This is a genomic window from Streptomyces xiaopingdaonensis (assembly GCF_000262345.1).
GTDB classification, from domain to species: domain Bacteria; phylum Actinomycetota; class Actinomycetes; order Streptomycetales; family Streptomycetaceae; genus Streptomyces; species Streptomyces xiaopingdaonensis.
In genome coordinates this window covers 1-16,325 of sequence record NZ_AJTQ01000064.1, presented here as the reverse complement: position 1 = coordinate 16,325, position 16,325 = coordinate 1, and the positions used below count along the sequence as shown (strand labels likewise).

Annotated in this window: 15 protein-coding genes and 1 tRNA gene; 8 read left to right on the top strand and 8 right to left on the bottom strand. The window is 70.1% G+C overall.

The features are described from left to right. Window positions 1-53 precede the first annotated feature (53 nt). Window positions 54-137: transfer RNA gene (locus UWG_RS0105555), tRNA-Leu, on the bottom strand. A gap of 465 nt (window positions 138-602) precedes the next feature. Here UWG_RS0105555 and UWG_RS0105550 point away from each other — a divergent pair. From UWG_RS0105550 to pknB, 6 genes are all read left to right on the top strand, one after another. Further along, complete coding sequence (locus tag UWG_RS0105550; RefSeq protein ID WP_029391192.1) at window positions 603-1,424, top strand: FhaA domain-containing protein; 822 nt, start codon at window positions 603-605, stop codon at window positions 1,422-1,424. Between the two features lie 10 nt (window positions 1,425-1,434). Continuing rightward, entirely contained in the window at window positions 1,435-1,938 is a 504-nt protein-coding gene (locus UWG_RS0105545) for an FHA domain-containing protein FhaB/FipA (RefSeq protein WP_016906210.1), read from the top strand. A 22-nt stretch (window positions 1,939-1,960) separates the two neighbouring features. Further along, window positions 1,961-3,559, top strand: a complete 1,599-nt coding sequence (locus tag UWG_RS0105540; RefSeq protein WP_016906209.1) for a Stp1/IreP family PP2C-type Ser/Thr phosphatase — start codon at window positions 1,961-1,963, stop codon at window positions 3,557-3,559. A gap of 15 nt (window positions 3,560-3,574) precedes the next feature. Next, entirely contained in the window at window positions 3,575-4,996 is a 1,422-nt protein-coding gene (locus UWG_RS0105535; RefSeq protein WP_016906208.1) for an FtsW/RodA/SpoVE family cell cycle protein, read from the top strand. Further along, entirely contained in the window at window positions 4,993-6,471 is a 1,479-nt protein-coding gene (locus UWG_RS0105530; RefSeq protein WP_016906207.1) for a peptidoglycan D,D-transpeptidase FtsI family protein, read from the top strand. Before UWG_RS0105535 ends, UWG_RS0105530 begins: the two co-directional genes overlap by 4 nt. Window positions 6,472-6,632: 161 nt before the next feature. Then, the gene (gene pknB, locus UWG_RS0105525; protein ID WP_016906206.1) at window positions 6,633-8,600 is read left to right on the top strand and encodes a Stk1 family PASTA domain-containing Ser/Thr kinase; all 1,968 of its coding nucleotides are present in this window, start codon (window positions 6,633-6,635) and stop codon (window positions 8,598-8,600) included. Window positions 8,601-8,663: 63 nt separating this feature from the next. On the opposite strand, the gene UWG_RS0105520 is transcribed toward pknB, so the two are convergent. The 5 genes from UWG_RS0105520 to UWG_RS0105500 all read right to left on the bottom strand — a co-directional run bounded on the left by UWG_RS0105520 (window position 8,664) and on the right by UWG_RS0105500 (window position 12,914). Further along, a complete protein-coding gene (locus tag UWG_RS0105520; protein WP_016906205.1) occupies window positions 8,664-9,485 on the bottom strand; it encodes a class E sortase in 822 nt (273 codons plus the stop codon). 74 nt (window positions 9,486-9,559) lie between these two features. After that, window positions 9,560-11,167, bottom strand: a complete 1,608-nt coding sequence (locus tag UWG_RS0105515; protein ID WP_016906204.1) for a class E sortase — start codon at window positions 11,165-11,167, stop codon at window positions 9,560-9,562. Further along, entirely contained in the window at window positions 11,164-11,814 is a 651-nt protein-coding gene (locus tag UWG_RS0105510; RefSeq protein WP_016906203.1) for an aminodeoxychorismate/anthranilate synthase component II, read from the bottom strand. Before UWG_RS0105510 ends, UWG_RS0105515 begins: the two co-directional genes overlap by 4 nt. Then, complete coding sequence (locus tag UWG_RS0105505) at window positions 11,811-11,993, bottom strand: hypothetical protein (RefSeq protein ID WP_016906202.1); 183 nt, start codon at window positions 11,991-11,993, stop codon at window positions 11,811-11,813. Before UWG_RS0105505 ends, UWG_RS0105510 begins: the two co-directional genes overlap by 4 nt. Before the next feature lie 162 nt (window positions 11,994-12,155). Next, on the bottom strand, window positions 12,156-12,914 hold the full coding sequence (locus UWG_RS0105500; RefSeq protein WP_016906201.1) for a DUF881 domain-containing protein: 759 nt from the start codon (window positions 12,912-12,914) through the stop codon (window positions 12,156-12,158). A gap of 147 nt (window positions 12,915-13,061) precedes the next feature. Here UWG_RS0105500 and crgA point away from each other — a divergent pair, with 147 nt between their 5' ends. Further along, window positions 13,062-13,325, top strand: a complete 264-nt coding sequence (gene crgA / locus UWG_RS0105495) for a cell division protein CrgA (protein ID WP_016906200.1) — start codon at window positions 13,062-13,064, stop codon at window positions 13,323-13,325. A gap of 320 nt (window positions 13,326-13,645) precedes the next feature. Here crgA and UWG_RS0105490 read toward each other — a convergent pair whose 3' ends face one another. Both UWG_RS0105490 and UWG_RS0105485 read right to left on the bottom strand, forming a co-directional pair. Continuing rightward, window positions 13,646-14,611: a rhomboid family intramembrane serine protease gene (locus UWG_RS0105490; protein ID WP_016906199.1), complete on the bottom strand. Its 966-nt coding sequence runs from the start codon at window positions 14,609-14,611 to the stop codon at window positions 13,646-13,648. Between the two features lie 204 nt (window positions 14,612-14,815). Beyond that, window positions 14,816-15,343, bottom strand: coding sequence for a peptidylprolyl isomerase (locus tag UWG_RS0105485; protein WP_016906198.1), 528 nt, complete (start codon window positions 15,341-15,343; stop codon window positions 14,816-14,818). Between the two features lie 231 nt (window positions 15,344-15,574). On the opposite strand from UWG_RS0105485, the gene UWG_RS0105480 reads away from it, so the two are divergent. After that, the gene (locus tag UWG_RS0105480; RefSeq protein WP_016906197.1) at window positions 15,575-16,321 is read left to right on the top strand and encodes a DUF5324 family protein; all 747 of its coding nucleotides are present in this window, start codon (window positions 15,575-15,577) and stop codon (window positions 16,319-16,321) included. Window positions 16,322-16,325 lie beyond the last annotated feature (4 nt).

The window sequence follows — 16,325 nt, the reverse complement described above, 5'->3', positions numbered from 1 at the left end:
CGCAAAACCGGCGGAGGCCCCGGATCGACCGGGGCCTCCGCCGTGATGTGCGGTGCGCGAGGGGGGAGTTGAACCCCCACGTCCTTTCGGACACTGGAACCTGAATCCAGCGCGTCTGCCTATTCCGCCACTCGCGCATTGGGTGTCGCCGTCCGCGTCCTGACCGGCGCCTGACGACTTCGAGAAGATTAGCACGCCGGGAGAGGTCACCTCACACCCGTTCCGCCAGGCCCGAAGGCCCGTGCCCGGCACGGCCGAAGCTGCTCGCCGCGTGCGCTCGCGACCCTACGGTGCGTACCCGCTCTCCAGCGCGGCTGCACCGCCGGGCCGACTGCCCGTATCGTGCTACAGGACACCGGCGTCGACGCTCTACGATCCGTGCGAACCTGTGTGGTCCCTGCACGTGCGGGGACACTCCGAGCACGGGAGTGCAGCGGATGTGAGCGCGAACACCCGTGTACGGCCGCTCGTCGGGGAACCAGCCGCTCCCCTCGCGCGTGGATACGATCAGTAAGCAGTACCGCGGACGCAGTGTGCGCACCGCCCGGGCCACACTGGGGGGAAGCACTGGGAGCCGAGGGCATCTGGGAAGGAGGTGCACCGTGGGAGTGATGAAGCGCTTCGAGCAGCGACTCGAAGGCATCGTCAACGGCACCTTCGCGAAGGTGTTCAAGTCCGAGGTGCAGCCCGTGGAGATCGCGGGCGCCCTCCAGCGTGAGTGCGACAACAACGCCACGATCTGGAACCGCGAGCGCACGGTCGTCCCCAACGACTTCATTGTCGAACTCAGCACCCCGGACTACGACCGGCTCAGCCCGTACTCCGGCCAGCTCGGCGACGAACTCTCCAGCATGGTCAGGGACTACGCCAAGCAGCAGCGCTACACCTTCATGGGATCGATCAAGGTCCACCTGGAGAAGGCGGAGGACCTCGACACCGGCCTCTACCGCGTACGCAGCCGCACCCTGGCGTCGAGCAGCTCGCAGGCCCCCGCGCCGCAGAGCCCGCAGGCGGGCCCGCCCCCCGGCGGCGCCCCCCGCTCCGCACCCTCCGGCTACCCCCCGCCACCGGCGGGCGCGCCCCCGATGCCGAGCAGCGCTCCGTCGTACGCACCGGGCACGTCCAGCCCGATGCCGCAGGCCGAGACGCGGCGCTGGATCGAGATCAACGGCAACCGCCACCAGATCTCCCGCGCCACACTCGTCCTCGGCCGCAGCACAGAGGCCGACGTGCGGATCGACGACCCGGGCGTCTCGCGCAGGCACTGCGAGATCAGGACGGGCAACCCGCCCTCGGTCCAGGACCTGGGGTCCACAAACGGAATCGTGGTGGACGGGCAGCACACGACTCGCGCTACGCTCCGCGACGGCTCGCGCATCGTCGTGGGCAGCACCACGATCATTTACCGGCAAGCCGAAGGGTGAAGCGGGGGCAATGTCAGAGCTGACCCTGACGGTCATGCGGTTGGGCTTCCTCGCCGTGCTGTGGCTGTTCGTCATCGTGTCGGTGCAGGTCATCAGGAGCGACCTGTTCGGAACGCGGGTGACCCAGCGCGCCGCACGCCGCGAGGGGCAGCGTCCGCAGCAGCGCCAGCAGCAGCGGCGTCAGCCGCAGGAGTCCCGCAGGGGCCGGGGCGGGCGCAATGCGCCGACCAAACTCGTCGTCTCCGAGGGCTCGTTGACGGGCACGACGGTCGCGCTCCAGGGCCAGACGATCACGCTCGGCCGCGCCCACGACTCCACGATCGTCCTCGACGACGACTACGCCTCCAGCCGCCATGCCAGGATCTACCCGGACCGCGACGGCCGGTGGATCGTCGAGGACCTCGGTTCGACCAACGGCACCTACCTCGGCAGGAACCGACTCACCACACCGACGCCGATCCCGCCCTCAGAGCCGATCCGTATCGGCAAGACGGTCATCGAGCTGCGGAAGTAGTTACCGACATGACGACCGGAGGGTGGGCACCGTGCGGATGTACCCCGAGCCGACAGGCGAGGTGCGCATGAGCCTGTCACTGCGCTTTGCCGCCGGATCACACGACGGCATGATCCGCGAGCACAACGAGGACTCCGGTTACGCCGGGCCCCGGCTGCTCGCGGTCGCCGACGGCATGGGCGGCCAGGCCGCCGGCGAGGTCGCCTCCTCCGAGGTGATCTCCACCATGGTCCAACTCGACGAGGACATCCCCGGCTCCGACATCCTCACCTCGCTCGGCTCGGCCGTGCAGCGCGCCAACGAGCAACTGCGCGTCATGGTCGAGGAGGACCAGCAGCTCGAGGGGATGGGCACCACCCTCACCGCGCTCCTGTGGACGGGCCGCCGCCTCGGCCTCGTCCACGTCGGCGACTCCCGCGCCTACCTCCTGAGAGACGGCGCCCTCACACAGATCACCCAGGACCACACCTGGGTCCAACGCCTCGTCGACGAGGGCCGCATCACCGAGGAGGAGGCGACGACGCACCCGCAGCGCTCGCTGCTGATGCGCGCCCTCGGCAGCGGCGACCACGTCGAGCCCGACCTCTCGATCCGCGAGGTCCGCGCGGGGGACCGCTACCTTCTCTGCTCCGACGGCCTCTCCGGCGTCGTCTCCCACCAGACGATGGAGGAGGCGCTCGGCAGCTACCAGGGTCCCCAGGAGACGGTCCAGGAACTCATTCAACTCGCCCTGCGCGGCGGCGGACCCGACAACATCACGTGCATCGTCGCCGACGTCCTCGACGTCGACGACAGCGACACCCTCACCGGCCGCCTCAACGACACACCCGTCATCGTCGGCGCCGTGGCCGAGAACCAGCAGTCGCTCGGTGAGGACCCCGGCACCCTCCAGACCCCGGCGGCCCGCGCCGCCGAACTCGGCCGCACCCAGGGCGTACCGCCGCAGGGCAACCCCGAGGGCTTCGGGCCCCCGCAGGACTCGGGGCCGCCCCCGCCCGACGGCACCTTCGGGCCGTACTCGGACGACGACTTCCGCAAGCCCGGCAGCGGCCGCAAGTGGCTCAAGCGCTCGGTGTGGATCGCGGTCGGCCTCGCCGTCATCGGCGGCGGCCTGTACGGCGGTTGGCGCTGGACGCAGAACCAGTACTACGTCGGCACCAACGATCAGCACGTCTCCCTCTACCGCGGCATCAGCCAGGAGCTCGCGGGCGTCGCGCTCCACGACGTCTACGAGGACCGCCCCGAGATCGAACTCAAGTACCTCCCCTACTACCAGCGCAAGGAGGTCGAGGAGTCGATCCCCGCGGAGAGCCTCGGTGACGCGCGGGACAAGATCGACGAGCTCGCGGCGCAGGCGAAGGTCTGCAAGGTCGTCTCGCAGCGCAAGGAGGAGCCGAAGAAGGGCTCCGGCTCCGACAAGGCCGAGCGCAAGGAGGAGCAGAACAACCCCGGCGACGCCGACCGGCAGGGAACCCAGGACGGCTCCGCGGTCGTCACCCCCTCCGCGTACCACGCCGACAACGACCACGACAGCACTCGCAAGGGCTCAAGCTCCCCGTCCCCCGGCCCCCGGCTGACGGAGAAACAGCAGGAGCTCGCCAAGCAGTGCACCGCGCCGTAGGGGGCAGCGCCAACGATGAGCAGCAACATCAGCAATACCGGCGGTCATTCGACGGTCTCCTCCGGCGGCCTGCCCAGCCGGCGCAACACCGAACTGGCGATGCTCGTCTTCGCCGTGCTGATCCCGGTCTTCGCCTACGCCAATGTCGGACTCGCGGTCAACGACGAGCTGCCCTCCGGCATGCTCGGCTACGGGCTCGGGCTCGGCCTCCTCGCCGGCGTCGGCCACCTCGTCGTGCGCCGCTGGGCGCCGTACGCCGACCCGCTGCTGCTGCCGCTCGCCACACTCCTCAACGGCTTCGGCCTGGTGCTGATCTGGCGCCTCGACCAGTCGGAGCGGCTGCGTCAGCGCGCCGAGGACCTCTTCGGGGCCTTCAGTCCAGATGCGCCGGGGCAGTTGATGTACTCGGCGATCGGCATCGCGCTCTTCGTCGGCGTGCTGCTGATCCTCAAGGACCACCGCGTCCTGCAGCGGTACACCTACATCTCCATGGTGGCCGCGCTGATCCTGCTCGTCCTGCCGGTCTTCTTCAAGCCCGTCAACGGCGCGCGGATCTGGATCAGCATCGGCTCCTTCTCCATCCAGCCCGGTGAGTTCGCGAAGATCATCATTACGGTCTTCTTCGCCGGCTACCTCATGGTGAAGCGGGACGCGCTCGCGCTCGCCAGCCGGCGCTTCATGGGGATGTACCTGCCGCGCGGGCGCGACCTCGGGCCGATCTTCGTGATCTGGGCGCTGAGCCTGATGATCCTCGTCTTCGAGACCGACCTGGGCACCTCGCTGCTGTTCTTCGGCCTCTTCGTCACCATGCTCTACGTCGCCACCGAGCGCACCAGTTGGATCGTCTTCGGTCTGGTGCTCTCCGCGGCGGGCGCGGTCGCCGTCGCCTCCTTCGAGCCGCACGTCCAGGACCGCGTCCAGGCGTGGCTCCACCCGTTCGCCGAAGAGACGATGGCGCAGAGCGACCAAGTCGCCCAGGCGCTCTGGGCGTTCGGCTCGGGCGGCGTCCTCGGCACGGGGCTCGGCCAGGGCAACTCCGACCTCATCGGCTTCGCGGCCAACTCCGACTTCATCCTGGCGACCGTCGGCGAGGAGCTCGGCCTCACCGGCATGATGGCGCTGCTGCTCATCTACGGCCTCATCGTCGAACGCGGCGTGCGGATCTCGCTCGCCGCCCGCGACCCCTTCGGCAAGCTCCTCGCGATCGGCCTCTCCGGCGCCTTCGGGCTCCAGGTCTTCGTCGTCGCGGGCGGCGTGATGGGGCTCATCCCGCTCACCGGCATGACGATGCCCTTCCTGGCGTACGGCGGTTCCTCGGTGATCGCGAACTGGGCGCTGGTCGGCATCCTGATGCGGATCAGCGACACAGCGCGCCGCCCGGCCCCCGCGCCCGCACCGTCACCCGACGCCGAGATGACTCAGGTGGTCCGACCGTGAACAAGCCGCTGCGCAGGATCGCGATCTTCTGCGGCCTGCTCGTCCTCGCGCTGCTGATCCGGGACAACTGGGTCCAGCTCGTACAGGCCGAAGATCTCAAGACCGACTCCAAGAACCGCCGCGTCGACATCGCCCGCTACGCGCAGCCGCGCGGCAACATCATCGTCGACGGCAAGTCGATCACCGGGTCGACCGTCGTCAACGGCAACGACTTCAAGTACAAGCGCACGTACAAGAACGGCAAGCTGTGGGCGCCCGTCACCGGCTTCGCCTCGCAGGGCTTCGGCGCCACCCAGCTGGAGAGCCTCTACGACCCGATCCTGACGGGCGACGACGACCGGCTCTTCTTCAACCGCACCATCGACATGCTCACGGGGAAGCAGCAGAAGGGCGGCAACGTCGTCACCACGCTCAACTCCAAGGCGCAGAAGGCGGCCTGGGACGGGCTCGGTGACGCCAAGGGTGCGGTCGCAGCGATCGACCCGCGCTCCGGCGCGATCCTCGCCCTCGCCAACAAGCCCTCCTACGACCCGTCGAAGTTCGCGGGTGTGGGCAAGAAGGACTCGGACGCGTTCAACTCCCTCCAGAAGAAGAACGATCCGGAAGACCCGATGCTCAACCGGGCGCTCCGCCAGACCTACCCGCCCGGCTCGACGTTCAAGATCGTCACCGCGGCGGCCGGCCTGGAGAGCGGCGAGTACGACCTCGACAAGAAGACCCAGACCGAGGACCCGTACCGCCTCCCGCAGACCACCAACGACCTCGGCAACGACGGCAACCACCCGGCGTGCAAGAACGCCAGCGTCCGCGTCGCGCTCCAGTGGTCGTGCAACACCGTCTTCGCGAAGATGTCCCACGAGCTGGGCAACGAGAAGATGATGGAGGAGGCCGAGAAGTTCGGCTTCAACCGGGACCAGGACAGCGGCTCGCAGGACACCCCCGTCCGCCCCGCGCCGAGCCTCTACCCGAAGGACAACCAGCCGCAGAACGCCCTGGCCGGCATCGGCCAGGCGTCCAACCAGGCAACCCCGCTCCAGATGGCCATGGTTGCCTCGGCTGTCGCCAACGACGGCAAGCTCATGAAGCCGTACATGGTCGACCAGCTCGTCGCGCCCAACCTCAACGTCGTCGAGCAGACCAAGCCGAAGGAGCTGAGCCAGCCCGTCTCGAGCGAGAACGCGCAGAAGCTCCAGCAGGCGATGGAGACGGTCGTCAACGACGGCACCGGCAGCACGGGGAAGATCCCCGGCGTCACCGTCGGCGGCAAGACGGGCACCGCGCAGCACGGCGAGAACAACGAGGAAAACCCCTACGCGTGGTTCATCTCCTACGCCAAGACCGACGACGGCTCACCCGTCGCCGTCGCCGTCGTGGTGGAGAGCTCGGACACCCTCCGCGACGACATCGCGGGCGGCAAGCTCGCGGCACCCATCGCGAAGAGCGTCATGGAGGCTGTCCTCGACGGAAAGCAGTGACGTGACCCCGGCCAACGGGCCCCCGCAGTCGCCGACCACCGTCGCACGGGGGCCCGAACCACCGCCGGGTACCGTATGCCGAGCAGCACACCGCCGTGCCGCAGCCGCAGTCTCGACGAGGCCGGCACCGCGGCACGGACGACCGGAGAGGGCTGGAGACTATGGAAGAGCCGCGTCGCCTCGGCGGCCGGTACGAGCTGGGCTCGGTGCTCGGCCGCGGTGGCATGGCCGAGGTGTACCTCGCCCATGACACCCGCCTGGGACGTACCGTCGCGGTGAAGACCCTCCGCGTCGACCTCGCCCGCGACCCGTCGTTCCAGGCGCGCTTCCGACGCGAGGCGCAGTCCGCGGCCTCCCTCAACCACCCGGCGATCGTCGCGGTCTACGACACCGGTGAGGACTACGTCGACGGCGTCTCCATCCCGTACATCGTCATGGAGTACGTCGACGGCTCCACGCTGCGCGAACTCCTGCACTCCGGGCGGAAGCTGCTGCCGGAGCGCGCGATGGAGATGTGCGTCGGCATCCTGCAGGCCCTCGAGTACTCGCACCGCAACGGCATCGTCCACCGCGACATCAAGCCGGCCAACGTCATGCTCACCCGGACCGGCCAGGTCAAGGTGATGGACTTCGGCATCGCTCGTGCGATGGGCGACTCCGGCATGACGATGACGCAGACCGCCGCCGTCATCGGCACCGCCCAGTACCTCTCCCCCGAGCAGGCCAAGGGCGAGACGGTCGACGCGCGCTCCGACCTGTACTCCACGGGCTGCCTGCTCTACGAACTCCTCACCGTGCGCCCGCCGTTCGTGGGCGACTCCCCCGTCGCCGTCGCCTACCAGCACGTCCGCGAGGAGCCGCAGCACCCGAGCGCCTTCGACTCGGAGATCTCCCCCGCGACGGACGCCATCGTGATGAAGGCGCTCGTCAAGGACCCGGACTACCGCTACCAGTCCGCCGACGAGATGCGCGCCGATATCGAGGCGTGCCTCGACGGCCAGCCCGTCGCCGCCGGCGCCGCCATGGGCGCGGCCGGCTACGGCTACCCCGACGACCAGCCGACGGCAGCGCTTCGCCCCCAGGACGCGCAGACCTCGATGATGCCGCCGATGCGGGACGACGACGGCGACGAACCGCGCGGCCGCCGCCGTCCGCCGAAGAAGAACCACACCTCGACGATCCTGCTGATCGTCGCCGTGATCCTGGTGCTGATCGGCGCGATCTTCGTCGGCAAGGCGCTCTTCGGCAACTCCTCCTCGGACAACACCGAGGTCCCCTCGCTCTCCGGGCTCAGCCTCGCCGAGGCAAAGTCCCAGGCGGAGAACGCCGGTCTGAAGGCGGAGCGCGGGGACAGCGCCTTCTGCAAGGAGAAGAAGAACCACGTCTGCAAGACCGACCCCGCCTCGGGCGAGAAGGTCGACCGCGACACCGTCATAACCCTCGTGATGTCGAAGGGCCCTGCCCCGCAGGACGTCCCCGACGTCAACGGCTCGGCGTTCGAAGACGCCAAGCAACAGCTCAACGACGCCGGCTTCAAGGTACGCAAGAAGGCCGAGGAGACGGCGGACGCCGAGCCCGACACCGTCCTCGGCCAGAGCCCCGAGGCCGGCCAGAAGGCGCAGAAGGGCTCGGTGATCACGCTCACCGTCGCAACCCAGGCCACCACCAACGTGCCCGACGTCACCGGCAAGAGCTACGAGGAGGCGGAGGGGCAACTGAAGGCGCTCGGCTTCGAGGTCGCCAAGGCCGAGCAGGACGACCAGTCCAAGCCGGCCGACACCGTGCTCAAGCAGGACCCGGGCGCCAACACGCAGCACCCGGAGGGCACTCGTATCGTCCTCACCGTCGCCAAGGCACCCGACGACGAGGACGAGCCGGCGACCGTCCCCGACGTCACCAACCAGTCCCTCGGCGACGCCAAGGGCGCCTTGAAGGAGGCCGGCTTCGAGGTCGGCGACGTCCACGGCGACCAGGACGACGGCTCGATCGTCGTCACCACCAACCCTCCGGCCAACACGGAGGGGAAGAAGGGCGACCGGATCGACATCGTGACGCGTCCGGGCGGCGAAGAGGACGGACCGGGGCCGGAGTTGGGCGACGTCCTGGGCGGGGCGTTCGGCCGCCGCTGACCTCGGGAGGCGAAGAGACGGAGGGCCGGGCCGCCACCCGGCCCTCCGCGCGCGACGGGGCGGCTAGCGCAGCTCCTTCGGGGGCGTGCGCTCCGCGTCGACGTCCTCGGTGCGCTCCAACTCGCCCCAGACGACGTACCGGTACTTCGAGGTGTAGACCGGGGTGCACGTCGTCAGCGTGATGTACCGCCCGGCCTCCTTCTTGCCCGACTCCTCGGGCACCGGGTCGAGGACGCCGACGTTGTACCGGGAGGTCTCCGGCAGGATCTCGTAGACCTTGTAGACGAACCAGGTGTTCTTCGTCTCGAAGACCACCGCGTCGCCCTTCTCGATCTTGTCGATGTCGTGGAACTTCGCCCCGTGCCCGTCCCGGTGCGCGGCGAGCGAGAAGTTGCCCGACTGGTCCTGCGGCAGCGCCGACTTCACGGGCGAGGTGTAGTAGCCGGCGATGCCCTGGTTGAGCTCGTCCGGTTCTGTGCCCTTCTTGACGAGGACGTCGTTGCTGGACATCGCCGGCACGTGGAGGAACCCGATGCCTCCCGCTATGTCGATCGCGCCGGGCCGCTCGCTCTGCTCCCAGCCGTCCCGCACCTTCGACCCCTCGCGTTGCGCCTCGCGGTCCGCGAGGACGTTGGTCCACCACAGCGAGTAGACGACGAAGAGCGCCAGCACCAACCCCGCGGTGATCAGCAACTCCCCCACGACGCCCACGATCGCCGCCACCACGCCGCGCGCCCCCGCTCCGCCCGACGAGGCTCCGTCGCCACCGCCCGTACGGTCGCCGCCGGAGCCCGCTCCGTCGCCGCCCGCGCCCTCCGCGGGCTCCTCGGGCTCGGTGCACACGGCGTTCGCCGGCCGCTCGCCGCCTTCCTCGATCTCCGCCAACGGACCGCCCGCCTCCGACTCTCGTTCGCCACCGCGCCTCCGGGGCCGGCCGTCGCCGACCCCTGTCGTACTGCCTACCCGATCAGCGCGTCCGGCTTCCCCTCGCTCCTCGGACGCTCGTCGACCATTTTGCCCCAGACGATCAGACGGTACTTGGAGGTGTACTCCGGAGTGCAGGTGGTGAGCGTGACGTACCTCCCCGCCTTGCGGAACCCGGACTGCGCGGGCACGGGATCGATCACGGAGGTGTTCGAAGGCGATGTCGACGCGAGCCGGCTCGTCACCTCGTACGTGTAGTACCGGCTCGACGTCTCGACGACCACCTTGTCCCCGACGACGAGCCGGTTGACGTAGCGGAACGGTTCGCCGTGCGTGTTCCGGTGGCCGGCAAGCGCGAAGTTGCCCTTCTTGTCCCAGGGCATCGCCGTCTTCAGCGGCTCCTCGTCGTAGTGGCCCACCATGCCCTTGTCGAGCACCTTCTCCTTGGAGACGCCCTCCGCGATCGGCGCCTGGAGGTCGATCTTGGGGATGTGCACCAGCGCGAAGCCCTCACCCGGCTCGAACGCCCCGGCCCTCCGCTCCGGGTCGGGTTTCCGCTCGGCCTTCGGCTTCTCCCACTGCTCGTGGAGCTCGCTCGCCGCACCGCCCGCCTCCTGACCTGCGAGGACGTTGGTCCACCACAGTTGGTAGGCGACGAAGAGCAGCATCAGGACGCCGACGCTGATGAAGACCTCGCCGAGGAACCGGCTCGCTATGATCCCGGGGCCCGGCCTCCTGGCACGCTCGGCCCGCCGCGCCTCCAGCCGCGTCCCGGCCCGCACCTCCGGTTGCGGACTCGCCCTCCCCTTCCGACCCGCCGCCCTCCGACGTCCGGGCCTGCGCTCCAACTCCTCGCGTTCCGGACGCCGCAGGCCCACCGTCTGCCGGTCGTCCCCTGCCACATCGGGGGCGTGCGGAACGTCGAGCGGTACGCCGGTGCCGCGCCGGGGCGCGGGGATCGGCGCGGGATCGGCCTGCTCGCGCCGGGGCGGGGCCTGCACCGGTCGCGCCTGCTGGGGCACCCCGTCGGCCCCCAACTGCCCGTACCCTGACGACGTCTGCCCGACGGGACCGGCATCCTGCGGCTGCCTGACGCCCTCGGGCGCGGCGGCGTACCCAGCGTCGCCGCCGAACTGGGAGAGGTCCGGGGGCACTTGCTCCCGCGACGCGTACGAGCCCGCGTGACCCGCCGCCGGCTGCGTGTACCCGGCCGGCGTCTCCGGTGCCCATCGGCCCGGCTGCCCGTACGCGTCGGGGCCGGCGGTGTCCGGGCGCTGCTGCTCCTGCTCGCCGGAGGTCCGCGGCCGGAACCAGGGCGATCCGGCACGCCGGAACTGCTCGGGCTCGCGGGCCGACTCGCCTTCGGGGCCGGGGGGTTGGACCTGCTGTCGGCCGGGGTCGGGCAGCGGATCGGTGAGGGGGTCGGCGAGCGAGTCGACCGCGGCGCGGTATGCGCCGTACCCGCCGTACGCCTCGTACCCCGGCTCGCCCTGCCCTTCGTAGGCGGCGCCCGAACCCCCTCCGTGGGGCGGCAAGTCGTGCCCCGGATGCGGCTCTTCCGCACCGTGGGGGTGCTGCTCGCCTCCCTCGGGGAAGTACGGCTCCCCGGGGGCACCCTCGAACCCGGGGCGCGGGGACGTCACGTAAGGACCGCGCCCGCGCCGACGGTCCCGGACACCCCGGCGAGGCCGGCGGAGCGTGCGACGGCGCGGCGGTCGCCGCACTCCTCCAGCCAGTTGGCGAGCATCCGGTGGCCCCACTCGGTGAGTACGGACTCCGGGTGGAACTGCACGCCCTCGACGGCGAGTTCACGGTGCCGGACGCCCATCACGAGTCCCTCGGCCGTCTCGGCGGTCAGCAGCAGCTCGGGCGGAAGGCTCTCGGCGGGGACGCCGAGCGAGTGGTAGCGCGTCGCGGTGAACGGCGAGGGCAGGCCGCGGAAGACGCCCGCCCCCTTGTGGTGCACGGGAGAGGTCTTGCCGTGGAGGAGTTCGGGCGCGCGGGTGACCTCGCCTCCGTACCACTCGGCGATCGTCTGCATGCCGAGGCACACCCCGAAGAGCGGCACACCGGCCGCGGCGCAGTGCCCCACCATCTCCCGGCAGACGCCGGCCTGAGCGGGGGCTCCGGGGCCCGGCGAGAGGAGCACGCCGGCGAAGCCCTCGTCCGCGTGGGCGGGCGCCACCTCGTCGTTCCTGACGACCTCGCACTCGGCACCGAGTTGCTGGAGGTACTGCACGAGGTTGAAGACGAAGCTGTCGTAGTTGTCGACGACGAGGATGCGGGTCACGCCGCGCCTCCCGCTCCGGCGGCACCGTCGACCGTGACGTCGTTGAACGGCAGCAGCGGCTCCGCCCAGGGGAAGACGTACTGGAAGAGGAGGTAGACGACCCCGAGCACCAGGATCACCGAAATCACCGTCCGCACAGGGGTGTTGCCCGGCAGATGGCGCCAGATCCAGCCGTACATCCGCGATGCCGTCCCTTCGTCTCCGCACCCGGGGTGTGCTGCCGCCCGGACGGTCCGCGAGGCGGACGCCGGTTGTCCCCAGGGTAAGGGGCGCACCGGGTGCACGGGCGGGCGCACACCGATTCGCCCGGTCCGGGGGACGCTTGCCGGCGGCTCCCCGCGCTATTCGGCGGGCTCCGCGTACCGGAGGTCGACGGTGCCGCCGTAGCCGGGCAGCGTCGTCCTCTTGCGCTCCTCGACGCTCCAGCCGAGCCCGTAAGCCTCCACGTACCGGAGGTACTTGTCGATCTCCTCGTCCCCGTCGAGCGCCTTGCGGAGCTCCTGCGGGTCGCCCACGGCGGTGATTTCGTACGGCGGCGAGTAGACGCGACCCTGAAGGATCAGCGTGTTCCCGACGCAGCGCACGGCGCTGGTGGAGATCAGCCGCTGGTCCATCACCTTGATCCCCTCGGCACCTCCGCGCCACAGCGCGTTGACGACGGCCTGGAGGTCCTGCTGGTGGATGACGAGGTCGTTGGCCTGCGGTTCGGGGACGCCGGGAACCTGCGCGGTGGCGTTGGTCGGGGCGTCGTCGAGCGTGACCGTGATGCCCGCACCCGAGACCCGGCGGGTACCGGCTTCCTTCTCCAGGTCGACCAACTTCCGCTTCTCCTCGCGTGAGGTGCGGTGGTCCCGTTGCGCCAGCTTGTCGACCTGCTCGCGTACGGCCGCGGCCGAGGCGTCGAGGTCGCCGTTCTTCCGGCTGCGCTCCTGGATAAGATCGGAGAGCCGCAGCATCGAATCGTCGCTGCGGAGGTTCGTCCCTTGCGCTGTGTTGAAGCTCACCCAGAAGATAAGGCCGGCAAGGGCGAACACCCCGAGCGAGGCCAGCCGGGCAGGCCGGATACGCAATCTGGTCACCGTACCCTTGTCTCCCTCCACCCAGGGGAAGCACTACGCTAACGGACCACACTCCTCCCGGTCTGCACAGCCCGGGTAGGGTCCAGGAGCCGAAGGTCTTCCCCCGGCCGTACGGGCCGTTGCGCAGACCGGCGGCGGCCAGGCAGCGCATCGACAGGAGAGTCTCTCGTGCCGAAGTCACGCATCCGCAAGAAGGCCGACTACACGCCTCCTCCGGAGAAAAAGGCCGCCACCGAGCTGGACTTCAGCAGTGGCGGACGCCGCTGGGTGGCTCCGCTGATGCTGCTGATGTTCGGACTCGGGCTCGCCTGGATCGTCGTGTTCTACGTCACCGAGGGCTCGTTGCCGATCGATCCGCTCGGCAACTGGAACATCGTCGTCGGCTTCGGCTTCATCGCCGCGGGGTTCGTCGTCTCCACGCAGTGGAAGTGACGCCGGCACCGCCAGGCGAACCGGGGGTGGGTTCCTCTTCCCGTATGCGGACGGTCCGTGGCCGACGAGCCGGGTCGTGCCGCGCCGAAAGTTATCCACAGGTTGATCCACAGCCTTGGAAAACTCACAAGATCTGTGGATAACTTTCGAGGCGTTGACGCCGGTGTGCACGCTGGACAGCGTGCACGGCGTCCGTCCACCCCGATCTCGCAGGGGAAACAGCGCTCTCGGGCGCGTCCGCGCACGAGCTCCGCCACCGTGCACAACATCTGCGCACGTCTGTGGACAACCGTTCCCCGAGGCGGTCCTGAGCGACGCCGCTAGGGGGCGAGTTGGAGCGTCCGCGCCACGACGACCGCCAGGACGACGACGAGCATCCCGCCGAACGCGGCGTACTGCACGAGGTTCCGCTTCTCCCGCGGCGCGTGCACCAGCGCGAAGGCGAGCACCGCCCCCGTCACGAGGCCGCCGATGTGCGCCTGCCAGGAGATGTTGCCCCAGGTGAAGGTGAAGACGAGGTTGATCGCCAGCAGGATCAGCACCGGGCGCATGTCGTACCGGAGCCTGCGCATCAGCACCGCGGTGGCCCCGAAGAGGCCGAAGATCGCCCCGGACGCCCCGAGCGACGCCTGGTTCGGCGACGAGAGCAGGAACGCCAGGGCGCTCCCGCCGAGCGCGGAGACCAGGTAGAGGCCGACGAATCGCAGCCGCCCCAGCGCCGCTTCCAACGGCGGGCCGAGGAACCACAGTCCCAGCATGTTCATCGCGATGTGGACGAACTCCTGGTGCAGAAAGGCCGCGGTCAGCAGCCGGTACCACTGCCCCTCGGCGACGCCCTCCAGCGGCCCGAACGGCTCTATCACCGCCCGCCCGAAGAGGAGCAGCCGGTCGAGGAGTTGGTCGCCCGCGACGAGGACGGCGAGGAAGACGGCGACGTTGACGCCGAGCAGCACCTTGGTGACGAGCTTCGGATCGGAGGCGATCCGCCCGCCGGCGAGCGTTCGCGGCTGGTTGGCGCCCGGCGCGTGCCCGGTGCCCGAACCGCCCCTGACGCACTCGGGGCACTGGAAGCCGACGGAGGCGGCGATCATGCACTCCGGGCAGATCGGCTTCTCGCAGCGGGTGCAGCGTATGCCGGTCTCACGGTCCTGGTGCCGGTAGCAGTGGACCACCGGGGGCGGACCCGAGGTGCTGCCCGGGTCCTGCGGCGGCACCGCAGGCCCCGGCTGCCCGGTCTGTTCCGGATGCCCCGACTGCTCCGGGTTGCCCGACTGGTTCTGCTCCATTGATCCGTTCCGTCCCCTGGGAAGCTGCCTCGGCGAACACCGCCCCACCTGTCTGAAGGGTACGGACAGGTGGGGCGATGCGGGATGCCGCTCGTACAGGTACGCGAAGCCGGGTGCCGTGCGCTGCGGCCGGAGCCACGGGGACGCCGCCAGCAGGGCACGGGACGCCGGGAGCCGGCGGGCGCACGAACGGCGCGCGAGGGATCAGCGACGCTCGATGACGACGGACTCGATGACGACGTCCTGGAGCGGACGGTCGGTCCGCGGGTTGGTCGCAGTGCCGCCGATCTCGTCGACGACCTTCTTGCCCGCGTCGTTGGTGACCTCACCGAAGATGGTGTGCTTGCCGGTGAGCCAGGTCGTCGGCGCGAGGGTGACGAAGAACTGCGAACCGTTGGTCCCCGGGCCGGCGTTCGCCATCGCCAGCAGGTACGGCTTGGTGAAGGCGAGGTCGGGGTGGAACTCGTCCTGGAACTCGTAGCCGGGGCCGCCGGTGCCGTTGCCCAGGGGGTCGCCGCCCTGGATCATGAAGCCGCTGATGACGCGGTGGAAGACCGTGCCGTCGTACAGCTTCTCCGTCGTCTTCTGGCCGGTGGACGGGTTGGTCCACTCACGGGCGCCCTCGGCGAGTTCGACGAAGTTCTTCACCGTCGTCGGTGCGTGGTTGGGGAAGAGCTGTACCTCGATGTCGCCGTGGTTGGTCTTCAGGGTGGCGTAGAGCTGCTCGGCCACGATCTACCTTCCATCTGTCTGCGTTGGCTCCCCGATCCTCCCACGGACCGGATAGCGTGGCGGAGCGCCCCTTATGACCCGGATGCCCGGCGCCTGGCGTCAGACGGCGCACAAGCAGGCATGATCTTGGAAACGCGTGGAAAACGACACCGTGTCTCTTCGGAGAGCATCCCGAGGCCGCTGCTGGAGACTCCGGAGTGTTCCCCGGAACCGATCGAGGAGGAGGAGTCAGTGACCCGCATCGACAGCGTGCGCACCGCGACCGGCAACGCGAGGGAGAACCTCCGCACCGCCGCGGAAGCAGTGGCGCCGCACGCCGAGGCAGCCCGGGAGACCGCGTATCAGTACGCGCAGGAAGCCGGCCACCGCCTCGCACCCAAGGTTTCCAAGGCCGCCCATCAGGCCCGCCACACTGCCAAGGAGGGGTACGAGCAGTACCTCTCGCCTCGCGTGACCCAGGCCCGCGACCACCTCCCGCCCGAGGTGGAGCGCGCAGCCGTGCGCGCCGCCGAGCGCACTCGGCAGACCGCGCGGCGCGCGGGGGAGTACGCGCGGCCGCACCTGGAGCAGGCCTACCACGACGCCAGGGCCGCCGCAGGTCCCGCCGGCGAGGAGGCGGCTTCGCGGGCCGGCGCCGCGTTCTCCGCGCTCCGCGGGGACGTGACGCCGAAGGAGATCGCACACGTCACCGCGCGCCGCCGGCGCCGGGCGCGTGTCGGCCGCTTCGCGCGGCGTATGGCCGTCGTCGGCCTGATCGCCGGTGCCGGGTACGCCGCTTGGCGCTGGTGGGACAAGCAGGCCAACCCGGACTGGCTCGTCGAGCCGCCGGAGGCGACGGAGGTCGAGGAGCGTTCCGCCCTCGTCGCCGTCAACGGGACGCCTACGCGCGACGGTCAGCCCGAGGGCGCGGGTGAGCACGCGTCCTCGTACAGCGGGGACGCGTCGCAGGAGGCCCGCCACCGGGGCGGGGACGAGTGAACCG